Consider the following 19,439-nt stretch of genomic DNA (forward strand, 5'->3'; position numbering starts at 1 on the left):
ACGTTTCTTATTTCTTTCTGACTGACGGGCGCGAGTTTCATGACGCAAATGACGATTGGCCATCTGTACACTTCGCTTCATGCCGGGTGTGCCAGCGCGGTGGCCCGCGTTCTCGAGGCGCATGAAGTCGAGGTCGAATATATTGATCTTGATCCCGAGGACATGGCGGACGTCATGGAGGCGGGGGAGGTCGATCTGCTGGTATCGGCATGGTTTCCGCGGGACGAAAAGCTGGCTGTTCCGGGGACCCGCATGATCGGAGACCTTTACCAGCCGGTCGTCAGTTTTGCAGCCCTTTCGCCGCTTGGCGAGGTAACGACCCTGACGGCATCGGATGTAGACCGGATTATTGTCGCGGAAGACAGTTGGGTCGCCTTTGAAAAGGCGCAGGGTCGTCTTCCTGCCCTGTCAGGGCTTCCCGTTGAGATTACTGGAGAGGCCGCACTGATCGAGCGGCTGGAAAAAGCCCAGGAAAACGGGGAGAAACCTCTGGTGGTGGCGACTCAGCCCCATGCGGTTTTCCATGTTCCCCTGCTGACCGTTCTGGATGATCCGGAACGCCTGCTGGGTGGTGAAATGTCCGCACGGATGATCCTGCGGGAAGCTGTGGCGCGCGCAGCTGATACGGACCTGCTGGATGAGCTGTCCGAAATGATGCTTGGCAACAAGGTCATGAGTGCGCTGGATTACTGTATTGCCGTGGAAGGGCAGGACCCGGAAGAGGCTGCCGAAGCATGGCAGCGCGGCCGTCTCATCGGTCGCTAAGACTGGCCGGAGCAGATAACTCAGGAAGAAGGTCGGGTCAGTCTTATGACCCGACCTTTTTTTGTCAGCGATAGACGAGACCGCCGTCGATCATGACCGACTGACCTGTCATGTAGTCGGCGTCACTGCTGGCAAGATAGGAGACGAAGCCGGCAACATCATCGCCGGTCTCCACACGTCCCAGCGCAATGCCATCAACGTATTTCTTGTAGGTGCTTCCGATCTCGGCGCCCGTGATTTCCGCCATTCCCTTGTCGATCGAGACCCACATATCGGTTCCAACGATACCCGGACAGTAGGCGTTGACGGTGATTCCGGAAGATGCAAGCTCCTTGGCCGCAGCCTGTGTCAGGGCACGGACGGCGAACTTGGTGGCGGAGTATGCGCCCAGAAGCGGAAAGGCGTCATGGCCGGCAATGGAGCAGGCATTGATGATCTTGCCTTTCGTGCCTTTGTCCTTAAAGAGCTTGGCAGCCCCCTGAATGCCCCACAGAGTACCGTCCACGTTGATGCGGAAGATCTTTTCGAATTCATCCGGCTGGATGTCGATGACCTGCCGGACCTGACAGATCCCGGCATTATTGACCATGATGTCCAGTCCACCGAGCGCCTTGGCACCTTCTGCCAGCGTGGCATGGAACTGGTCACGGTTGCTGATATCCGCGGTCAGGGAAATCGTCTTGCGACCGAGCGCTTCGATTTCCTTTCCCGTCTGAAGCAGAATGTCGTGCTTGACGTCGAGCAGAATAATATCAGCGCCGTCCTTGGCGAGGCGAAGGGCGATGGCCTTGCCGATACCCTGTGCAGCTCCGGTAACTGCGGCAACTTTACCCGAAAGAGACATATGGATTTCCTCTCTCATTCTCCGCATGTAAGGCGGTTGGAATGATATTAGGAATGTTCATGTCCTTTCACATTGATTTTCCACAAAAAAAGAACGGTTTTCGTTTGAAGACACGGCAACGTGTCCTGACGGAGAAAGAAATGGCGATAGAGGGACGAGAAACGAGAATGGGAAGCAGGGGAATGGCTTTACCCGGTTTCCGGATGACAGGGAGTGCGTTAAATAATCGTTATAAATTATTGCAGGCGACCCTGAATGAATCTTTCTGAAAGCACGAGTGCCGTTTTTGAGACCTTTAACGGCCTTAGTGATGAAGAATGGCTTCATGTTCTGGTGTCTTCCCTGAAGGTTCCGGAAATTCAGAGGGTACCCATGCCGGGTTTCCCGCCTGAAGGGCTGCAGCGGGAAATCCATGGACACCAGGGAGAGGTGTCCATCCATGAGGCCCATGTCTTTTATCGGGAAATCAAATCCTACTGCGCCTATGCCGGACGACCGGTGCGGCCTGAGACGGTTCTGATGGATTTCGGCTGCGGCTGGGGGCGGATCGTGCGTCTCTTCATGAAAGATATTCTTCCTGAAAACCTGTATGGCGTGGAGGCGACAGACCGTTTCCTGATGGCGGCAAGGCGTGCCAATCCGGCTTTGAAATTTCTGGATTGCGGGCAGGTGCCCCCTTTGCTGCTGAAAGCGGAAAGTCTCGATCTCGTGACGTCATGGTCTGTCTTTTCCCATCTTGACGAATTTCTGGCGTCGCACTGGGTGCGGGAATTCCATCGTCTTCTGAAGCCTGACGGGTTGCTTGTCCTGACAACACAGAGCCGACGGTTCATCGGGTTCTGCGCTGAACAGCGGCTGCGACGGGCGTCGGGCATGAAACTGGATCACCCATGGCATGAGGCCTGTGCTGACAGTTTTACGGATGAAGCGCAGGCCAATGCCCAGTTTGAGGCGGGCAGGTTTCTGCATGCGGCGTCTGCGCGGCCGCCTCATCCGCAGGCACATTATGGCGAGGCCATCATCCCGCGTAATTATGTTCTCAAGGCATGGGGCGGACTGTTCAGGCTGGTGGAGTATCTCGACAATCCGGTCCGGTTGCCGCAGGTTCTGATCGTCCTTCAGAAGATCGGCTGATCGTCGGCCAGCCGGTCCTGATTGCAGAAAAGGGAGGGCGCGATGCTCATGCCCCGCTTCGGACTCCTGGCAGCGTTTCTGGTTGCTGGAAGTCTGGCTGTCCAACCATTTTGCGCACGAGCGGAAACGGTTCAGGTTACGGGTCATTCCTGCGTCCGGTTAACGTCCTATCGGCGGGTGGCTGGCCTTTACCGGCGGTTTGAACGGTTTCCTCCAGAAATTCGTCAAGGATTGTCCCTGCATATCCTGGGGGTCCTTCAGCCGGGGGAAGGTGATCCGTCACAGGCGAATGTCGTAATACGGGCGGAGCAGGTGAATATCCCTCTGTTCGCCGGGCAGGACCGGGAGATGCATCTTCCCCTGATCGATGCCTTGTGGACTAAAAATCCGCCTCTGTGCGGGACAGTGCCCAAGGGCGGGAAGGCTGTTCTGGAAGTCGCGCTGAAGGTTGCCACTCCCGATCCGGTCCGTTTTACGAAAGCGGATGCGCAGCGCTGGCTGCGTCAGATGAATGCCTGTATCCGTGACCTGACTGGTGTGATGATTGCATTTTTCTCCCCGATGCTCACAGACTCAAGGTTGAGCTCGCGCCCGGGGCATCTTTCATGGCGGATACCCCTCAGGGGACCAGACGTGTAGCGTTCAACGGGCAGAGCGTACCTCTGACCGTTCTGCTTCGTCCGGCAGATTATCCTGATGGTGCGCTGTTCCGGTCTGACCGGCGTTTCCGGGGCGTTTTCATCCGTATTCCCGGCGATGCGCATTTCACGTTCGATGACCTTTGATGCACGGATCATTTGACAGCGCGCGCACAAAACCGCATCACCCAGAACCAGTTTTTCATGCCAGCAGGGGTGTTCATGTCGGTTCACGCATTTGTCTTTCCGGGGCAGGGTAGTCAGTCTGTCGGGATGGGGCGCGCCCTGCATGATGCCTTTTCCTCTTCCCGTCGGGTTTTTCAGGAAATCGACGAAACGCTTGGCGAGCATCTGACAAAGCTCATGTTCGAAGGTGATGCCGCCGAACTGACCCGTACCGAAAACGCCCAGCCCGCCCTGTTTGCCGTTTCCATGGCAACGGTTCGTGCGCTGGAAAGCGAAGGCGGTTTCCGTCTGGCGGACAAGGCAGCCTTGGTGGCCGGTCATTCACTGGGAGAATATTCCGCGCTGGCTGCAGCTGGAACGCTGGCCATTGATGAAGGCGCACGCCTGCTGCGTCTGCGCGGACGCGCCATGCAGCAGGCCGTGCCAGCAGGTGAGGGAGGCATGGCGGCGCTTCTGGGGGTGGATACGGAGCAGGCACGATCCATCTGTGAGGACGCCGCACAGGGCGATACGCTTGAAGTCGCCAATGACAATGGCGGCGGGCAGATCGTCGTTTCCGGCAAAATGGAAGCTGTTGACCGTGCCATCGCGCTGGCGAAGGAGCGCGGGATCAAACGAGCCGTGAAGCTGCCGGTATCTGCACCGTTCCATTCGTCCCTGATGGCGCCTGCCGCCCGCGAGATGGAAGAGGCTCTTTCGAAAGCGACGCTCAGGGTGCCCTCCGTTCCCGTCATTGCCAATGTGACGGCCGCCAAGGTGACGGACCCAGAGACCATCCGCAAGCTGCTGGTTCAGCAGGTGACAGGAACGGTCCGCTGGCGCGAAAGCGTTGAAGCCATGGTCGGCATGGGAGTGACGGACATGCACGAACTGGGTGCGGGGAAGGTCCTGTGTGGACTGGCCCGTCGTATTGCTCCGGACCTCAGAACGGATAACGCCGGAACTCCGGATGAAATCGAAGCGCTGCTCAAGACCCTGTAAGGACAACGGATCATGTTTTCTCTTTCCGGAAAGATTGCTCTCGTCACCGGTGCCTCGGGTGGTATCGGAACGGCCATTGCCCGTCAGCTTCATGCACAGGGTGCGACCGTTGTCCTCAGCGGTACGCGTGAGGCTGTTCTGCAGGAGCTGGCCGAAAGTTTTGGCGAGCGTGTGCATGTCGCCGTGGCCAACCTGTCCGAGCCGGCGGAAGCGGACAGTCTTGTGGCGAAGGCGGAGGAGGTGGCGGGTGCACCGCTGGACATCCTCGTCAACAATGCTGGTCTGACCCGCGATACGCTGGCCATCCGCATGAAGGACAGCGACTGGTCCCAAGTCATGACGGTTGATCTGGAAAGCCCGTTCCGCCTGGCGCGGGCCGCCCTGAAAGGTATGTTGCGGCGGCGGGCTGGCCGCATTATCTCCATATCCTCCGTCGTGGGGACGACCGGCAATGCCGGACAGGCCAACTATGCTGCTGCAAAGGCGGGTATCGTGGGCATGAGCAAGTCTCTGGCGCAGGAAGCAGGGCCGCGTGGGGTGACCGTCAATGTCGTGGCTCCGGGTTTCATCGAGACTCCCATGACAGATGTGATGCCGGAAAACATCAGGGAGAAGCTGGTGGGGTCCATTCCGCTTGGTCGGATGGGGAATGCTGATGACGTGTCCTCCGCCGTAGTGTATCTGGCATCCGATGAGGCCGCCTGGGTCACCGGAACCACCCTGCACGTTAATGGCGGAATGGCGATGGTGTAAGGAGACGCTTGGCCTTTCCGGTCAAAGCGTGCTAATCGCGCGCTGCTTTGCCCAGCCTGATGAAGGCTGATGTCCGGTTCGTCCGGCGGCAACGTCTTTCCCCGGAAGGGAAGGCGGCCCTGCGCTGGAGGGATCTGTGGCCCCCCGGACAGGCAGACGGCGCAACGAGTTTTTTTGTAACGCCCGGGATGGGCATAAGGAACGAACAGATGAGCGATATTGCTGACAAGGTGAAGAAGATCGTTGTCGAGCACCTCGGCGTTGACGAAAGCAAGGTGACTCCGGACGCTTCCTTCATCGACGATCTGGGCGCTGACAGCCTCGATACGGTTGAGCTGGTCATGGCTTTCGAGGAAGCATTCTCCGTCGAGATCCCTGAAGACGCCGCCGAAAAGATCGCGACCGTCAAGGACGCCATCGATTACATCGAGAAGCAGAAGGCAGCCTGAGCCTCTTTGCATACGGAGCCGGGCACGCCCGGTTCCCCTGTCTTTTCAACAAAGACCAGACTACAAGGATGCGGCTTTTTCCCGGCCGTATCGGTTACCGGATCATAACGTGAGACATGAGGCATCAATGAGTGGGACTGCAATGAACGGAAGGCGCGTTGTCGTCACCGGTATTGGCGTTGTCAGCCCCCTCGGCGTAGGTGCGGAACTGACCTGGAAACGCCTGATCGAGGGTCAGTCCGGTATCAGACGTATTACGCATTTCGATCCGTCCGGTCTTCCGGCCCAAGTTGCCGGCGAAGTGCCAGATGGGCCGACTGCGGAAGGCGGTCTCACGTTGTCCGACTGGGTCCCCGTCAAGGACCAGAAGAAGATGGATCGCTTTATCCATCTGGGCTTGGCTGCGGGAATCCAGGCTGTTGAGGATTCTGGATGGAAGCCGGAAGATGAGGACGATCGCTGCGCCACAGGTGTGATGATCGGTTCCGGAATCGGCGGTCTCCAGACGATTTATGAAGCATCGCGGACGGTTGCGGAAGGACGTGCGCGGCGGCTTTCCCCATTCTTTATTCCCTCCGCCCTGATCAACCTGATTTCCGGCCATCTTTCGATCCGTTACGGATTCAAGGGGCCGAACCATGCGGTTGTCACAGCGTGTGCGACTGGGGTTCATGCCATTGGCGATGCTTCCCGGCTGATCCAGTACGGAGATGCGGATGTCATGGTCGCTGGTGGCGCGGAAGCAGCCATCTGTGAACTGGGAATTGCCGGATTCTCTTCCGCGCGCGCACTTTCCACCGGGTCGAACGACAATCCGGCGCAGGCATCGCGTCCCTGGGACAAGGATCGTGACGGATTCGTCATGGGCGAAGGCGCGGGTGTCGTGGTCCTGGAAGAACTGGAACACGCCAAACGGCGCGGTGCGAAGATCTACGGCGAAATCGGTGGCTATGGCCTGTCCGGTGACGCCTATCACATTACCGCTCCCGCCGAAGGGCATGAAGGGGCGTTCCGGGCCATGAAGGCCGCCCTGCGCAATGGTGGCCTGACACCGGCGGATATCGATTACGTCAATGCCCATGGAACCTCCACCATGGCGGACGACCTTGAACTGAATGCTGTCGAGCGACTCTTCGGAGAGCATGCGAAGAGCATCGCCATGTCTTCCACCAAGTCTGCCATTGGCCATTTGCTGGGGGCTGCAGGGGCGGTTGAAGCCATCTTCTGTCTTCAGGCGATCCGGGACGGTGTGGTGCCTCCGACGCTGAACCTTGATAATGCCGAGCGTGAGAGCCTGATCGATCGCGTGGCCAACAAGGCACAGGAACGGAAGGTAGATGTCGCTCTTTCCAACAGTTTCGGATTTGGCGGAACGAACGCCAGTATTATCCTGAAGCGCTTCAAGGACTGAGGAATAGGCTGGACGCATGCCTGATGGTGAAGAAGACTCCCGGAAAAGCCTTCTGAGTTTTCTTCCGCCAAAGGCTGGTCGCAAGGCTGCATTCTTTCTGGTGCCTTTCCTGTGTGTCGCGATCGCGGCGGCCGGTTATGGGCATTACACAGATCCTGGGCCGCTGCCGAAAACGCAGGTTTTTGTCATTCCGCATGGCAACAACGCGCGTGTCACGAAGGCCCTGCAGGATGATGGTATCCTGTCCCCAACCTGGGCTTCGGGAGCGTTCTTTCGTCTTGCTGCTTTCCTGACGCATCGGGACGGACAGATCCACGCTGCCGAATTCGAATTCCCTGACCGGGTATCCGTAGCGCATGTGCTTGAAATCCTGCGGCATGGACATCCAGTTTCCCATCAGGTCACGATTCCCGAAGGGCTGACGGCCCTGAAAATCAGGGATATTCTTCGTCGTGCTCCTGCCCTGACAGGGGATGTTCCGGAGTTCGCCGAAGGCAGCGTCTATCCACAGACGCTTTCCTATGTCTGGGGAATGAACCGTCAGGGGCTGGTCAGCCGACTGCAGAAGATGATGCAGACCCATCTGGACACGGTCTGGAACGGTCGGGATGTGGAAGCGCTTGACGGATTGATCCAGTCCCCACAGGAACTGCTGGTTCTGGCCTCCCTGATCGAACGGGAGAGTGCGATGGAATCGGAGCGTCCCATGGTGGCGCGTGTTTTTCTGAACCGCCTCAGGCTGGGAATGCGGTTGCAGACGGACCCCAGCGTCATTTATGGCCTGAGTAATGGCTTGGGAACGCTGGACGCTCCCTTGTCGCATGAAGATCTTCAGACGCCTGGCCCCTATAACACCTATCTTCAGGCTGGCCTGCCGCCTGGTCCCATCTGCTCCCCGGGACTGAGCGCCCTGACCGCAGCAGCCCATCCCGCAGAGGGCAAGATGCTGTATTTTGTGGCGACCGGGAATGGCGGTCACAGTTTCGCTGAGACCCTTTCCGACCAGGACAGGAATATCCGTGCCTATCGTGCCCGGATGGCGGACCCCGCGTCTCAACCCTGAACAAAAAAAGGCGCTCTCCTAGTGGGGAACGCCTTTTGGTCTGTCTACAGCTGGTCAGAGATGTGGTCAGGGTCAGTGACCGACCCGTCCAAGGGATTCGCTCTTCACTGCGCCCTGCTGCGCGTTATAGGGGCGGCTGGAATCATAATTAGAGGGGTAAGGACTGCTTCCCGTTTCCGATGCGGTGCCGGTCGTTGTGGAATGTGCGGTTGAGGTGGTTCCGGCAGCGGTAGCTGTGGTGGAGCGGGCAGTCGTGGCCGTTGGAACCTGTGCGATGGACATCAGCATCCTGCGCAATGGGTCCGCGGCCGGATTGTTGACCCGCATCGTGACGATAATATCCTCCGGGCCGACGCTCTGGTTGTAATAGGCACGGTTGGCGCCGCTATCGACTGTCAGTTTGGAGCCGCCAAGTGCTGCACCGGCATAGAGGCCTTCGTTTTTCTGTGCGGCGTAGATATCGGTGTTGCTGGCGCCTGCGGTACTGTCCTGAAGGCCAGTACCGATACTGGCAAAGGAAGCGGAAGCAGAGGCATCAAACTTGAACTGGCTGTCCAGCATGGCCTGAATGCCGCGCTGGGACATGATGAAAAAGATCATCTCCGAACTCTGCACGCCAAGCTGGAAACCCAGTGATCCCGTTCCAAGCCGGTAGAATGCCGGGTCGGACCAGGAACCGCGGGCATCGCGGCTCAGGAGTAGGCAGCGACCGCCGGACCCACCAATCCCAAAGGACATATTCAGGACAGACGGGCACACCATGACGGCCTTGGCCTGTGCGAGAAGTTTTTGGGACCGGGAGCGCGGTGTGGAACCGGAGAAAATATCCTGTACCGCCAGTGTCGCCTTGTCCACGATGATCTGCTGCTGGCTGGCTGTGGTCTGGGCCTCACTGGCACAGGCTGAAAGGGCCGTGCAGCCGGAGGCCATGAGAATGGTCGAACGCAGGAGACCGGACAGGGTCATAGAGGCTACCTTCTGCAGAATGCGGGAGAAATCATGTTCCCGCACTATGCGCGAAATGCGGCCGAATCACGAGCAGGGAAAGACGAAAGTCAGATTTCGACACCGAAAGCCTGGGAAAGGATGGGGGCGAGTGCCGGGGCTGCTGCGAGGATGGTGGCTCCGCCCGTCAGGCCGCCACTCTGAAGAAAGGGAGAAACTGCAGCTCCGGCCTCATCCAGAATGATCAGGGCTGCCGCGACGTCCCAGAGCTGGATCACGATCTCCAGATATCCGTCACTCCGGCCACAGGCCACATCCGTCAGGGCAAGCGCACCGGACCCGCCGGACCGCGGCATGGCTCCCATCGCCATGATGGCTGCGATCTTCTCTTCAAATATACCTTTCGGCACCCGGGCAGACCATCCCATCTCGACCATGGCTTCCTGTGGATTGGCGATAGGGGAGGCCTTGATGCGCTTTCCATTCAGAAAAGCTCCATGGCCCTTGCGCGCTGTGAAGACTTCCTGCAACGCAGGCGCATCGATGATCCCGGCAACGGGTGTATCCCCGTCCAGAAGGCCGAGGGAAACACACCAGCGATCACGGCCACGGGCGAAGTTGGACGTGCCGTCGATCGGATCAACCACCCAGCGGAAGCGACCCTGCCGGGTTGTGCCGTTTTCCTCGCCCTGAAAACCATCATCCGGGAAAAGCTCCTGAATGCGGGCGCTGATGAGAGCTTCCACAGCGCCGTCCGCTTCCGTCAGATAATCCTGTCGGCCTTTCAGGGTGCCGGTTGGGCCTCCGGGCGCAGGACGCATGGAAAGGGCAAGGGCCGCAGCGTCACGAACAACGCTGCGGGCGGCTTCAAGGCGGACGGCGACAGGATCGAAAGACATGGGGAAAGTCCTATTCAGCGCGACGTGCGGCGCGCAGGGAGGCTGTGATGGCCGGGTCTTCCAGCGACATGAGGCGGCTGGCGCCTGTCATGGCGAAAAGGTGAAGGAGAGTTCGGCGGCGTGCCGGAGGCAGTTTGTGCAGGGCGGGTTCGCGCAGAATGGCGCATTCCGGCACGATACTGTCACGCAGGCTTTCAGGTACCATGCTCAGTCCGACGCTGATGATACCAACATCCGCCGGCAGGAGTTCGGTGGGAAAGCGGTCATCCACGGCGAAAAACAGGCGGTCGGACCAGTTCCGGTATTCGTGCCATTTGCGGTCTGTCTGGAAATCCCGCACTCCGGACTTGATTTCGATGCAGGTAAGGGAGTGATCCGGCAGGAGCGCCATGACGTCAGCGCGGCGACCGGCGGCAGGGAGGGAAAACTCGTTGATGGCGCCCCAGTTCATGTTACGGCATAAGCCGAGAACCGCACGCCGGATGGCAAGCTGGGTCTCTGGCAGACCGGGAGAGATGTCGGAAAGAGCGGCACTCATGGTTCCATCTTGCCCTGATCTGCGCTTTACGTCTTCCCCTGTCGTTCTTTTTCATCATCCAGTTTACGGGAGAGTGTCATGCCGTTCCTCCGGACCGATCACTGGCGTAGCGCGATCATTCATGCACCGCTGGCCGAACTTGTCCGTTCCGGGAGCCTGAACGGCCATCCCGTGACGCTTCTGCCCGATATCGGCGATCATCGGTTTCTGGCAGATCCGTTCGGATTATGGCGTGACGGACAGCTTTATGTTTTTGCAGAGGCCTATGACTATCGTCAGCCCCACGGGGTGATCGAGGTTCTGGCCTATGACCGGACTGGCCATCTTGTTCAGCGTGAAACTGTTCTGAAGGAAGACTGGCACCTCTCCTATCCCTACGTTTTCGAGCATGAGGGGGAAACCTATCTGCTGCCGGAAGCCAGCGAATCCGGGCGGCTGAGCCTTTACCGGTCGGTGGCGTTTCCATGGGGATGGGAAAAGGTGGACGCGTTTGATTTTCCCATTGGTGCGATCGATGCCACGCCGTTTCATCATGCCGGACGCTGGTGGATGTTCTGGACGCCACCGGGAAGCCGGGACGAGCGTCAGAGCATGCTTCATATCTCCGTAGCGGACAGCCTTTTCGGTCTCTGGCAGGACATGGGTCTTTTTCTCAAGGATCGGCAGGGAGCCAGACCTGGCGGAACGCCGGTTGTCGTGGAAGGGGAAATCTTCCTGCCGACACAGGACTGCCAAGGCACGTATGGAAGAGCCATCAGACTGCTCAAGATTGAAGGGCTGGAGCGTGGGTTGCCGAAAGTCACACCTGACCTGATGCTGCAAAGCCCGGCTGTGTTCCGGCGTCATTATCCCGACGGGATGCATACACTGTCCGCTGCAGGACAGGTCACGCTGATTGATGTCAAAAAAGTGGGGCTTGGACCGAAACGGGACCTGTTCAATCTGCGCCGGAAGCTGGGCGTCGGGGTGTAAAGCCCGGAAGCCTGTCCAGCACGGCATTGCCATGCTCGGCAAAGGCTTTCGGCCCAAAACGTTCAAGAACCCGCTCCCGAGAGAGACGGCCCATTTCGGCTAGCTTTTCAGGACGCTGAAGCAGGTCGCCGATCGCGGAAGCCAGAGCGGGAGCATTGTTGAACGGGACGATTTTTCCTGTTCTTCCCTCTTCGATCGTGACCGCCAATTCGCCCGCCGGAGTCGCGACAATGGGCAGGCCGCAACTCATGGCTTCATGAGCTGCGACGCAAAGCCCTTCCCAGTGAGAAGGCTGGACATAGAGATGCAGCGTTTTCATGAAATCCAGAGGGGCCGTGTAGTGCCCAAGAAGCTCTACCGGCAGATCGCTGTTCCTGATACACTGAGCTAGAGAGGCCTGTTCCGGGCCATCACCTGCGATTAGAAGACGGAATGGCGGCAAGCCGGGACGATCTTTCAGAAGTCTGATGGCTTCGCAGAGAAAGTCATATCCCTTGACGGCATGAAGGCGTCCGACCGTGCCGATGCGGACCGTCTGGCCCTGCTTCCAGGGGGATGCAAGAGGCGTATCCGGGTTGGCCCGAAAAATCGGCCAGCACAGCAGATTATTTTTCAGACCCAGTGTACGGCGCGCAAAATTCTCGACTGTACGGGAATCTGCAATCCAGAGCGTTGTACGTTTGCGGCAGAGACGCAGGAGAAAGGCATTGGCGCCTTTCAGTCGGGCTGAATGCTGCCAGTGCACCGTAGGGACATTCAGCCTGTTGGCAACGAGTTGGCCCAGCAGGCTGGCGCGGGTCAGGGACGTCCAGATCAGGTCTGGCTGAAACGCCTGAAGTTCACGGCTCAGCCAGCGATAGGCCGCGACATGGTCCTTCAGTGTTCCTGAACGGACTCTGACGGGGACGCCGGCGTTTTCGAGAAGGGGAACAGCCAATGCGTCCTTTGGAGCCAGACCGAAGACCGTGACATCTCCTCCCCGGGCGCGGAGAAGGGCGACAATATCGGGAATGGGCATCTGCGCCCCCCCGCATTCCACCGAATTGATGACGTAGGCGACTTTCATGCTGTCCGTCGTGCCAGAAGACGTTCGCTCAGTTCCAGATCGGCTGGTTTGTCCACATCCACTGCTGCTTCTCCGTCGGCGAGGGGAACCAGACGGACCCTTGCATCTGTCAGGTGTTCGATCCGTTGGTACAGGGCCCTGGAATCCAGACGTCCCAGCAGGGCCCGGATCAATGTGCTCACCCCGAGCGTCAGGGCCATTTTCAGGGGATGCTTCCGGTTCTGTTGCAACTGCTTCCACAATTCCACGACATTCCGGGCCTTTGGCGTTCCCATCCAAAAAAGATTGCAGCCGGAAAACTGCATGTCAGACAGGTGGATATAAGTCCGTTTCGTGCCCGGGACGTCCCGCTCGACCGTGGAACGCAGGGCGACGGCTGCCGCAAGATCGCAGCCGGCCGTTCGGGAGAGAAATTCCGTAATCCATTCAGGCTTCAGAAGCGCATGGTCCGCAGTGGTGACTAGGCAGGGCGTTCCGATGCGTGCCAGGGCATCGGCCACGCTTTCACTCGGGGTTGAAGCGGATTTCAGGATTCGGGCGTCCCCGGCAATGGCTTGGATGGCTTCCGGATTTTCAATGCTGATGGTTATTGGTCCCAGACCGGGCGTATGTCTCAGCGTCTCCAGCACGCGGGTAAGCATCGGCTGGCCGGCGACGCGCAGGAGCGCCTTGTGGGAAACCCCGCCAAGTCTGGCCAGAGGATCATCTTCTCCGTCTCGCGAGCCTGCAAGTACGAGAACCGGCAGTGTCACGCTGCGCGACTGCGATCTGAGGCCGGGCGGGCGCCGTCGGGACGGTCCTTGGGTGGGGCGCCCGTCAGGTCCATGACCCAGGGATAACGCTCGGCTTCCTTGACGTCATAGCCCAGATTAAAGACGTGTCTGCTGCGCTTCCGGTCGCGGCTTTCCTTATAGAAACTGCCGAAAAGCCGGTCCGGCACATAATTTGTGATGCCGTAATTGCCGTCTTCGTCGTGAAAGTGGTGCAAGACGTGAAGCTGCTTGATATGCGACACCCATTTCCAGCGCGGCTTGTAGGCCAGATGCTGGATGCAATGGAAAAACTCATAGATACAGGTCATCACGAGCGCCATGCACAGGGCAGAGAATGCGCCGCTCCAGCCGCCGATCAGAGCGCCGATGGGCATGGTTATGATGGCCATGGTGGGGATCGTGTTCAGGGGTGAGCCAAACAGTACATCCAGCAGGTGAGGGTCCTGATGATGGTCAAAATGGATGCGTTTCCAGAGTGCCGCGGTCCAGTGGTTACGATACAGCCAGCGGCCGTGCAGGATGAAACGGTGGATCAGGTACCAGACGAGTGGGTAGATCACGATCACCGCAGGAACGGGAATGGTCGTTGCCCAGAAACCGTGGGAGAGACGCAGTGCAGCGAAAGCCGTTGCGGCGATCAGCGCGAAATAAAGCAGAATAGTCGGGTACGTCAGGTAGGCATACCAGAGCTGCGGCAGGTTCATCTTGCCGAGATCGAAGCTTCGTCCGGTCCGGATCGCCGACATGTTGCCCCACGGGGCCTTGAACTTGCTCATTTTTCCTCCATCCGCAGGAGCCAGGTCAGTCCCAGAAGAATGCCCAGAACCGGTCCGACCATAACGGCCAGTGGCGCGGTCAGCGTCCCGGCATTTCCCATCGCGGAAATCATCCCTTGCAGGATCACGAAACCCATCCCGGCCGCAAGGACATAGACGGGCAGCGGGTTACGAAGTCCTGCCCTGGGAGGGATATAGATCACTGGGAGCGTCAATAGAAGCATTACCGCAATATCTAGTGGCAGGACGAGTGTGCTGAAGAGTGCCATGCGATAGGTAGCGCGCGACAGGCTAGCCGGTGCACCTTTGTGAAGAATGGCGCTGATCTGGCCTGGTGTTACCGCGGCTCCGCTTTCGGAAAGGATCATGATCGTCGATGGAGTCGCGGGAATATCGTAGTTGCTGTCGCCGTTCGTGACCTTCACGAAGGCCTGATCAGCCGACAAGGTCAGATCCTTCGCACCGGTCGGATGCCAGGTGCCGTTGGTATAGGTAAGGGTGTCGGCATGTTCCGTGCCGATCAGGAGGCCACCCGGATCACGGTGATAGATAGTGACGTCCCGCAGGAATGTTCCGCCCTGCGCGTAGCTGCCGATCCGGACCAGTGTCGGCCCTGCCCGGAACCAGAGGACACGTTTTTCCTTGTTGTCCAGTTTATCGGCATCTGGGTCGGTTTTGTTCCACCAGGTGGCAAGGGCCTTTTCACTGGCGGGCACGACCCAGTATTGGGTGATCATCCCGGCACCACCCATGATCACCACAGAGGGAGCCAGCACTCTGAACAGCATGATGGTGGACATGCCTGCCGCGCGAAGGGCTGCCATTTCGCTTGAAAGGGTCAGCTGCGTCAGAAGGAACAGGGCCCCCATCATGAAGGCGAGGGGCAGGATGTCGATGCTGATGACCGGCAGATGCAGGAGCGAAAACGTCAGAATCCCCCTGATTCCCAGATTGCGATCCAGAATGGGAGTCGTCTGCTCTAGGAGGGCCAGGATTTCCATCAGCGCGGCGAGAACGCCGCCACAGATCACGACGCGTCCCAGAAGGGCGCGATTCAGCCATCGCAGGAGAACGAGGCGTGGTGTGTCGCTGGAGGGTGATGTCATGACACAGGTCGCCGGATCAGTTTACGCCGCCGCCATGATCCGCGGGAACGACGCAGAAGGGTCGCAAGGCAGCCAATACAGAAAACTGCTTCCGGCACCCAGATGGCGGCCCAGATCTTCATGCGTCCGGTGGCGGCAAGACTGTGGCCGAATGTCAGAAGCTGGTCGAAGCCGAGAAGAATGACGGCGACCGTGATCAGCCCCCAGATGGAGCGCCGGCGCCGGCCATTGATGGCCAGTGCGACAGCGAGGGGCGGAATGAAGGGAATGGCAAGCGCACGGGCCAGCCGGAAGTCCATTTCCGCACGCAGAGTGCGATATTCCATCCCGGGAACGCCATGACGCAGGTCATGGGCCAGTTCGAACTGGGTCAGTTCTCGTGCGTCCGCCCCACGGGAGCGGAAAGTCGTATCCTTCTGTGGCCGGTCAATGATCCGGACCACATGCTCGAAATGGGTCACGGTCGGCTTGTGGCCCGGTGCTGCGGGGAAGGGGTCATCCACGATTTCCCCGTTCCACAGGTCAAGGCGCGTGCTGCGGGAGCGTTCGGAGATGGTGAGTGTACCCGTTTTAGCCGTGATGATATGGGCAACACCGTTCTTGTTCATCTCGCGGATGAAAACCCGGGCAAGCCGGGTTCCGGCATGCGTGACTTTATCTGCCGTCATGACGGCGGAATTTGACGTGGAAGCGAACATGCCGGCCTGGAGATGGGGGGCCCAGCCGGTATGTTCGGCAAAGTAGAAGCCTGCCCTGTAATCGTAGCGTGCCACGGGCTGGATATAGCCATAGAGCAACATGCTGGCGGCGCTGAGCACAAGACCGACCAGCATGAAAGGGCGGGCGATGCGAATCAGGGAAACGCGGGCTGCCTGCAGGGCATCGATCTCATTGTTGTCGCTCATGCCGCGGATGGTCAGGAAAACCGCGATGCACAGGGCTGCAGGCAGGGCGATGCCAAAGTAATGGGGCAGGAGATCGGTTAGCAGCGCGATGCAGGTTGCGAGTGAACTGCCTGCCGAGGCCAGATAATCGAACAGGGCAAGCAGGCGTTCCAGCAGAAGAGCGACAAGCATGGCCGCCAATGCGACGAAGAAGGAAGGCGCCATCTGCCGGAGCAGATAAAGGTCAAGAATCTTCGCCTTCTGCTTCACGAGCCCATCCTTCCCGGCCGACACCAGGATGCCCGTTCACTGACGGAGCCATCAACCCGGTGCCGGGACAGGTTTATGCGCCAGCCGGAGCCGTCACGATGAATGGCCAGATGGTTCCAGCAGGCCTGACGCTGTGGCGTCGTGCTGGTCAAGGAGGCGGAAGCGACGCCCAGGAGCGGGATATCCGTTCCCGGGATGCGGGTCAGGGTTGCGTCATGGGAATGACCGTGCAGTACGATTTCCGCTCCCGTCCGCTGGAAAAGATGCGCGACTTCCCGGGAATCCAGCAAGGATTTACGCCAGGGCACCAGTCCACGGCGGGGCGGATGATGAATCATCACCACGCGACACAGGCCTTTTTCCCCTAATCTTTCCAGCAGTCGCTCCAAGCGGGTCCTCTGTCGGGCGCCGACGTGGCCACAGGCCATGAAGGGTGGGGTCGGAATGCCGGAATTGACGCCGACAACCGCGACATCATCATGAATGCGGACATAGGGGAATGTATCGGCTGCCCAAGGCCTCCACTGGGCCAGACCCGTGGTTTCCGGCTGTTTTACCATGCAGTCATGATTACCTGGTATGACCATGGCGGGAGCGGGCAGGGTTCTGAGCCAGCGTGCTGCAGAGGCGAATTCAGCAGGTGTGCCGAAATTGGTCAGATCCCCACTGACGAGAATTCCGTCCACCCCCGTCTGTCCAATATCGCTCACCAGTGCTTCGCAGGTTGCGGCCAGATGGACGTGTCTGCGGAATCTTTTCCAGGAAACGAGGCTGAGTGCACGTTTGTTCAGGATTTCCTGCCAGCGGACAGGAGGCGGCGGCAAATGGGGGTCAGAGATATGAGCCAGCGTGACAACGGACTTGCCCCGCGGAGAGGAAAAATCTGCGGGTTGGTCGTGGGACATGAGAGGAACAGGGCCTTGTCAATCTTGGGGCCAGTCTCAAGGGGAACCCATGTTCTGGCGGGAGCATCATAGCCATGCTAGACCCGCCCGCATAGCACCGAACGTGAGACTGAAGAATCCCCCCATAGTGCGACTTGCCCTGATCCATAATGCCCGAAGCCGCAAAAATCTGCGCAACGGTTCCGTCTTTGCTGCCGAAGCGGCGGCGTTTCTGGGCGAAAACTTTGTTCCTTCCGACAGTCGGGAAGGAACAACGGAACACGTTCGCCAGCTCTATGAACGTGGTATCAATACCATAGCGATTGATGGCGGAGATGGCACGGTCAGTACGGCGCTGACGGCCATTGCCCGGGCCTATCCTCCTGACCGTCTGCCTGACATCGTGGTGCTGGCGTCCGGCAATACCAATCTGATCGCTGGTGACGTCGGGTTTGGTCTGCGCGGGCGGGAGGCGCTTCAGCGTCTGCGGCAGGACGTGCCTCTGCGCTCCGGAATGAGAACACCGATCCGTCTGTCCTGGCCGGGCAGCGACCGTCTGCCAGTTCTGGGGCTGTTTGGCGGATGTTCGGGCTATGCCCGGGCGGTACGGATTGCCCACTCTCCAACGATACTGCGTTTTGCGCCGCACGATCTGGCCGTTGGCATCACGCTGCTCAGTACGGTTGTCAGTCTTCTCTTCCGGTCCAGTCGCCGGAAATGGCTCAGCGGGGACGAACTGCGTATCGAAACGGGTGGTCATGTCTATGATGGCCGCAGCTTCATGTTCCTGACGACAGGGCTTGCCCGCCTGTCGCACCGGATCTGGCCCTTCTGGGATGCGGAACCGAATGTGGAAGGGCTACGTTATCTGGATGTGAGTGCCTATCCTGAAAGTCTGGCCCGGGCCACGATGGCTCTGCTCTGCGGTCGCGCGCCCCGCTGGCTCCGTCTTCATCCGGATTATGTAAGCGGCCGTACGGATGACATGCTGCTTAGAACGGAAAGTGATTTCGTTCTGGATGGAGAGGTTTTCACGGCTCTTCCCAATGGTCTCATCCGTCTCGAACGTGCCCCGGCCTTCAGGTTTCTCCATGCCTGATGCACTCGAACAACGCCTGATTGGTGAGCTGACAACGGCCGTTGATCCGGCCGTCGTGGCGTTCGCGCACAACCTGGCCCAGTCCATGCCGGCGCCTCCGCTGGGTGTTCTGTTCTATGGCTCCATGCTTCGGTCAGCTGATCCTGACGGGATTCTCGATTTTTATATCATCACGGAGACGGCACGGGATTTTCCGGGCGGTTTTCTGGCCCGAGCTGCCAATCGCCTGCTACCTCCCAATGTCCGTTACGCGGAGTTCACAGCGTCCGATAACCGTATCCTGCGGGCCAAGATTGCGATTTTGTCCCGAGCTCAGTTTGCAGCGCGAACCAGTCTGGCGTCACTGGACACCACGCTCTGGGCACGTTTCTGTCAGCCGGCTCGGCTGATCTGGGTCAGAGGGCCGGAAGCCGCTGATGCACTGCTCGACCTGATTGCGCGCTGTGTAACCACGGCAGCCTGCTGGAGCGCCTTGCTTGGAGAGCCGCGCATGACGGCGCTCGGTTTCTGGCGGACGCTTTTTGCCCAGACCTATGCCTCTGAACTTCGTGTCGAAAAAAAAGGCAGGGGAAACAGTCTATTACAAGGACAGGAGGCGCGTTACGCTGCGCTGCTGGCCCTTGGATGGGCGAGGGCACATCTTCAGTTTTCCGCAGACGGACAGCTGTTGGAACCCGTGATTCCACGGGAACTGCGTCTGAAAGCGGTACAGCGCTGGCAGCTTGTCCGGCGAACGGGTCAGCCGCGGAATGTCATGCGGTTGCTGAAAGGAGCCTTCACATTTGAAAACGGCGCGTCTTACCTCGCCTGGAAAATCAGGCGGCATACCGGTTTTGATCTGAGGCTCTCAGCGTTTGAACAACGTCATCCGCTTCTGATGCTGCCTGCGCTTCTCTGGCGGGCACGGAAGCTCTGGAACCGCCCTCAGGATGGTATGGTTCCAGAAAAGAAAAACGGGACACAATAGAAAAGCGCCGGACAGACCAGCCTGTCCGGCGCTTTT

23 protein-coding genes are annotated in these 19,439 nt (G+C 59.0%); 13 read left to right on the forward strand and 10 right to left on the reverse strand.

All coding sequences use genetic code 11. The features are described from left to right. The first annotated feature begins 39 nt into the window (after positions 1-39). A complete protein-coding gene (locus GMO_RS03495) occupies positions 40-765 on the forward strand; it encodes a glycine betaine ABC transporter substrate-binding protein (protein WP_040507414.1) in 726 nt (241 codons plus the stop codon). Positions 766-829: 64 nt separating this feature from the next. Here GMO_RS03495 and GMO_RS03500 read toward each other — a convergent pair whose 3' ends face one another. Continuing rightward, positions 830-1,609, reverse strand: a complete 780-nt coding sequence (locus tag GMO_RS03500) for an acetoin reductase (protein WP_040507415.1) — start codon at positions 1,607-1,609, stop codon at positions 830-832. A 59-nt stretch (positions 1,610-1,668) separates the two neighbouring features. Between GMO_RS03500 and GMO_RS14100 the strand changes: the two genes are divergently transcribed. The 9 genes from GMO_RS14100 to mltG all read left to right on the forward strand — a co-directional run bounded on the left by GMO_RS14100 (position 1,669) and on the right by mltG (position 8,224). Continuing rightward, on the forward strand, positions 1,669-1,878 hold the full coding sequence (locus GMO_RS14100; protein WP_139064345.1) for a hypothetical protein: 210 nt from the start codon (positions 1,669-1,671) through the stop codon (positions 1,876-1,878). Continuing rightward, a complete protein-coding gene (locus tag GMO_RS03505) occupies positions 1,865-2,743 on the forward strand; it encodes a class I SAM-dependent methyltransferase (protein ID WP_008850894.1) in 879 nt (292 codons plus the stop codon). Before GMO_RS14100 ends, GMO_RS03505 begins: the two co-directional genes overlap by 14 nt. Before the next feature lie 231 nt (positions 2,744-2,974). Then, complete coding sequence (locus GMO_RS03510) at positions 2,975-3,382, forward strand: hypothetical protein (RefSeq protein WP_139064346.1); 408 nt, start codon at positions 2,975-2,977, stop codon at positions 3,380-3,382. Then, positions 3,349-3,528, forward strand: a complete 180-nt coding sequence (locus GMO_RS13500) for a hypothetical protein (RefSeq protein ID WP_008850896.1) — start codon at positions 3,349-3,351, stop codon at positions 3,526-3,528. The genes GMO_RS03510 and GMO_RS13500 overlap by 34 nt, the downstream gene beginning before the upstream one ends. Positions 3,529-3,603: 75 nt before the next feature. Continuing rightward, complete coding sequence (gene fabD, locus GMO_RS03515; protein ID WP_040507763.1) at positions 3,604-4,548, forward strand: ACP S-malonyltransferase; 945 nt, start codon at positions 3,604-3,606, stop codon at positions 4,546-4,548. 12 nt (positions 4,549-4,560) lie between these two features. Beyond that, a complete protein-coding gene (fabG, locus tag GMO_RS03520) occupies positions 4,561-5,301 on the forward strand; it encodes a 3-oxoacyl-[acyl-carrier-protein] reductase (RefSeq protein WP_008850898.1) in 741 nt (246 codons plus the stop codon). 209 nt (positions 5,302-5,510) lie between these two features. Further along, a complete protein-coding gene (locus GMO_RS03525; protein WP_011253554.1) occupies positions 5,511-5,750 on the forward strand; it encodes an acyl carrier protein in 240 nt (79 codons plus the stop codon). A gap of 127 nt (positions 5,751-5,877) precedes the next feature. Continuing rightward, the gene (fabF, locus tag GMO_RS03530) at positions 5,878-7,161 is read left to right on the forward strand and encodes a beta-ketoacyl-ACP synthase II (RefSeq protein WP_040507417.1); all 1,284 of its coding nucleotides are present in this window, start codon (positions 5,878-5,880) and stop codon (positions 7,159-7,161) included. A 16-nt stretch (positions 7,162-7,177) separates the two neighbouring features. Further along, positions 7,178-8,224: an endolytic transglycosylase MltG gene (gene mltG, locus GMO_RS03535; protein WP_008850901.1), complete on the forward strand. Its 1,047-nt coding sequence runs from the start codon at positions 7,178-7,180 to the stop codon at positions 8,222-8,224. 72 nt (positions 8,225-8,296) lie between these two features. Here the strand turns inward: mltG and GMO_RS03540 are convergent, their stop codons facing one another. The 3 genes from GMO_RS03540 to GMO_RS03550 form a co-directional block, all read right to left on the reverse strand. After that, positions 8,297-9,190: a lipid-binding SYLF domain-containing protein gene (locus tag GMO_RS03540; RefSeq protein ID WP_040507418.1), complete on the reverse strand. Its 894-nt coding sequence runs from the start codon at positions 9,188-9,190 to the stop codon at positions 8,297-8,299. 89 nt (positions 9,191-9,279) lie between these two features. Next, a complete protein-coding gene (locus GMO_RS03545; protein ID WP_008850903.1) occupies positions 9,280-10,068 on the reverse strand; it encodes an inositol monophosphatase family protein in 789 nt (262 codons plus the stop codon). Between the two features lie 10 nt (positions 10,069-10,078). Further along, positions 10,079-10,606, reverse strand: a complete 528-nt coding sequence (locus GMO_RS03550; RefSeq protein ID WP_008850904.1) for an MmcB family DNA repair protein — start codon at positions 10,604-10,606, stop codon at positions 10,079-10,081. Positions 10,607-10,684: 78 nt separating this feature from the next. Between GMO_RS03550 and GMO_RS03555 the strand changes: the two genes are divergently transcribed. Beyond that, positions 10,685-11,578, forward strand: coding sequence for a glucosamine inositolphosphorylceramide transferase family protein (locus GMO_RS03555; protein WP_008850905.1), 894 nt, complete (start codon positions 10,685-10,687; stop codon positions 11,576-11,578). On the opposite strand, the gene GMO_RS03560 is transcribed toward GMO_RS03555, so the two are convergent. The 6 genes from GMO_RS03560 to GMO_RS03585 are packed head-to-tail and all read right to left on the reverse strand — an operon-like array spanning position 11,544 to position 17,358. Next, a complete protein-coding gene (locus GMO_RS03560; protein WP_008850906.1) occupies positions 11,544-12,644 on the reverse strand; it encodes a glycosyltransferase family 4 protein in 1,101 nt (366 codons plus the stop codon). The two genes, GMO_RS03555 and GMO_RS03560, sit on opposite strands and share 35 nt — an antisense overlap. After that, positions 12,641-13,396 carry a nucleotidyltransferase family protein gene (locus tag GMO_RS03565; protein WP_008850907.1) on the reverse strand — a complete coding sequence of 252 codons (756 nt, stop codon included), beginning with the start codon at positions 13,394-13,396 and terminating at the stop codon, positions 12,641-12,643. The genes GMO_RS03560 and GMO_RS03565 overlap by 4 nt, the downstream gene beginning before the upstream one ends. Continuing rightward, positions 13,393-14,193 (reverse strand): sterol desaturase family protein, encoded by an 801-nt coding sequence (locus GMO_RS03570; protein ID WP_008850908.1) that lies wholly within the window; start codon positions 14,191-14,193, stop codon positions 13,393-13,395. Before GMO_RS03570 ends, GMO_RS03565 begins: the two co-directional genes overlap by 4 nt. Further along, positions 14,190-15,299, reverse strand: coding sequence for an LptF/LptG family permease (locus GMO_RS03575; RefSeq protein ID WP_008850909.1), 1,110 nt, complete (start codon positions 15,297-15,299; stop codon positions 14,190-14,192). Before GMO_RS03575 ends, GMO_RS03570 begins: the two co-directional genes overlap by 4 nt. Next, complete coding sequence (locus tag GMO_RS03580) at positions 15,296-16,453, reverse strand: LptF/LptG family permease (RefSeq protein ID WP_040507419.1); 1,158 nt, start codon at positions 16,451-16,453, stop codon at positions 15,296-15,298. The genes GMO_RS03575 and GMO_RS03580 overlap by 4 nt, the downstream gene beginning before the upstream one ends. Further along, on the reverse strand, positions 16,450-17,358 hold the full coding sequence (locus GMO_RS03585; RefSeq protein WP_008850911.1) for a metallophosphoesterase family protein: 909 nt from the start codon (positions 17,356-17,358) through the stop codon (positions 16,450-16,452). Before GMO_RS03585 ends, GMO_RS03580 begins: the two co-directional genes overlap by 4 nt. A 127-nt stretch (positions 17,359-17,485) precedes the next feature. On the opposite strand from GMO_RS03585, the gene GMO_RS03590 reads away from it, so the two are divergent. Together GMO_RS03590 and GMO_RS03595 are read left to right on the forward strand one after the other, a co-directional pair. Then, positions 17,486-18,436 carry a diacylglycerol/lipid kinase family protein gene (locus GMO_RS03590; RefSeq protein WP_008850912.1) on the forward strand — a complete coding sequence of 317 codons (951 nt, stop codon included), beginning with the start codon at positions 17,486-17,488 and terminating at the stop codon, positions 18,434-18,436. Further along, complete coding sequence (locus GMO_RS03595) at positions 18,429-19,403, forward strand: hypothetical protein (RefSeq protein WP_050801377.1); 975 nt, start codon at positions 18,429-18,431, stop codon at positions 19,401-19,403. Before GMO_RS03590 ends, GMO_RS03595 begins: the two co-directional genes overlap by 8 nt. The last annotated feature ends 36 nt before the right edge of the window (positions 19,404-19,439 follow it).

Source organism: Gluconobacter morbifer G707 (genome assembly GCF_000234355.1).
GTDB classification, from domain to species: domain Bacteria; phylum Pseudomonadota; class Alphaproteobacteria; order Acetobacterales; family Acetobacteraceae; genus Gluconobacter; species Gluconobacter morbifer.

Coding starts and splice junctions, on each gene's coding strand:
- fabG (WP_008850898.1), top strand. CDS start 4,561: ATGTTTTCTCTTTCCGGAAAGATTGCTCTCGTCACCGGTGCCTCGGGT.
- GMO_RS03500 (WP_040507415.1), bottom strand. CDS start 1,609: ATGTCTCTTTCGGGTAAAGTTGCCGCAGTTACCGGAGCTGCACAGGGT.
- GMO_RS03545 (WP_008850903.1), bottom strand. CDS start 10,068: ATGTCTTTCGATCCTGTCGCCGTCCGCCTTGAAGCCGCCCGCAGCGTT.
- GMO_RS03560 (WP_008850906.1), bottom strand. CDS start 12,644: ATGAAAGTCGCCTACGTCATCAATTCGGTGGAATGCGGGGGGGCGCAG.
- GMO_RS03550 (WP_008850904.1), bottom strand. CDS start 10,606: ATGAGTGCCGCTCTTTCCGACATCTCTCCCGGTCTGCCAGAGACCCAG.
- GMO_RS13500 (WP_008850896.1), top strand. CDS start 3,349: ATGGCGGATACCCCTCAGGGGACCAGACGTGTAGCGTTCAACGGGCAG.
- mltG (WP_008850901.1), top strand. CDS start 7,178: ATGCCTGATGGTGAAGAAGACTCCCGGAAAAGCCTTCTGAGTTTTCTT.
- fabF (WP_040507417.1), top strand. CDS start 5,878: ATGAGTGGGACTGCAATGAACGGAAGGCGCGTTGTCGTCACCGGTATT.
- GMO_RS03585 (WP_008850911.1), bottom strand. CDS start 17,358: ATGTCCCACGACCAACCCGCAGATTTTTCCTCTCCGCGGGGCAAGTCC.
- GMO_RS03570 (WP_008850908.1), bottom strand. CDS start 14,193: ATGAGCAAGTTCAAGGCCCCGTGGGGCAACATGTCGGCGATCCGGACC.
- GMO_RS03575 (WP_008850909.1), bottom strand. CDS start 15,299: ATGACATCACCCTCCAGCGACACACCACGCCTCGTTCTCCTGCGATGG.
- GMO_RS03495 (WP_040507414.1), top strand. CDS start 40: ATGACGCAAATGACGATTGGCCATCTGTACACTTCGCTTCATGCCGGG.
- GMO_RS14100 (WP_139064345.1), top strand. CDS start 1,669: ATGTCCTTTCACATTGATTTTCCACAAAAAAAGAACGGTTTTCGTTTG.
- GMO_RS03505 (WP_008850894.1), top strand. CDS start 1,865: ATGAATCTTTCTGAAAGCACGAGTGCCGTTTTTGAGACCTTTAACGGC.
- GMO_RS03540 (WP_040507418.1), bottom strand. CDS start 9,190: ATGACCCTGTCCGGTCTCCTGCGTTCGACCATTCTCATGGCCTCCGGC.
- GMO_RS03525 (WP_011253554.1), top strand. CDS start 5,511: ATGAGCGATATTGCTGACAAGGTGAAGAAGATCGTTGTCGAGCACCTC.
- fabD (WP_040507763.1), top strand. CDS start 3,604: ATGTCGGTTCACGCATTTGTCTTTCCGGGGCAGGGTAGTCAGTCTGTC.
- GMO_RS03555 (WP_008850905.1), top strand. CDS start 10,685: ATGCCGTTCCTCCGGACCGATCACTGGCGTAGCGCGATCATTCATGCA.
- GMO_RS03595 (WP_050801377.1), top strand. CDS start 18,429: ATGCCTGATGCACTCGAACAACGCCTGATTGGTGAGCTGACAACGGCC.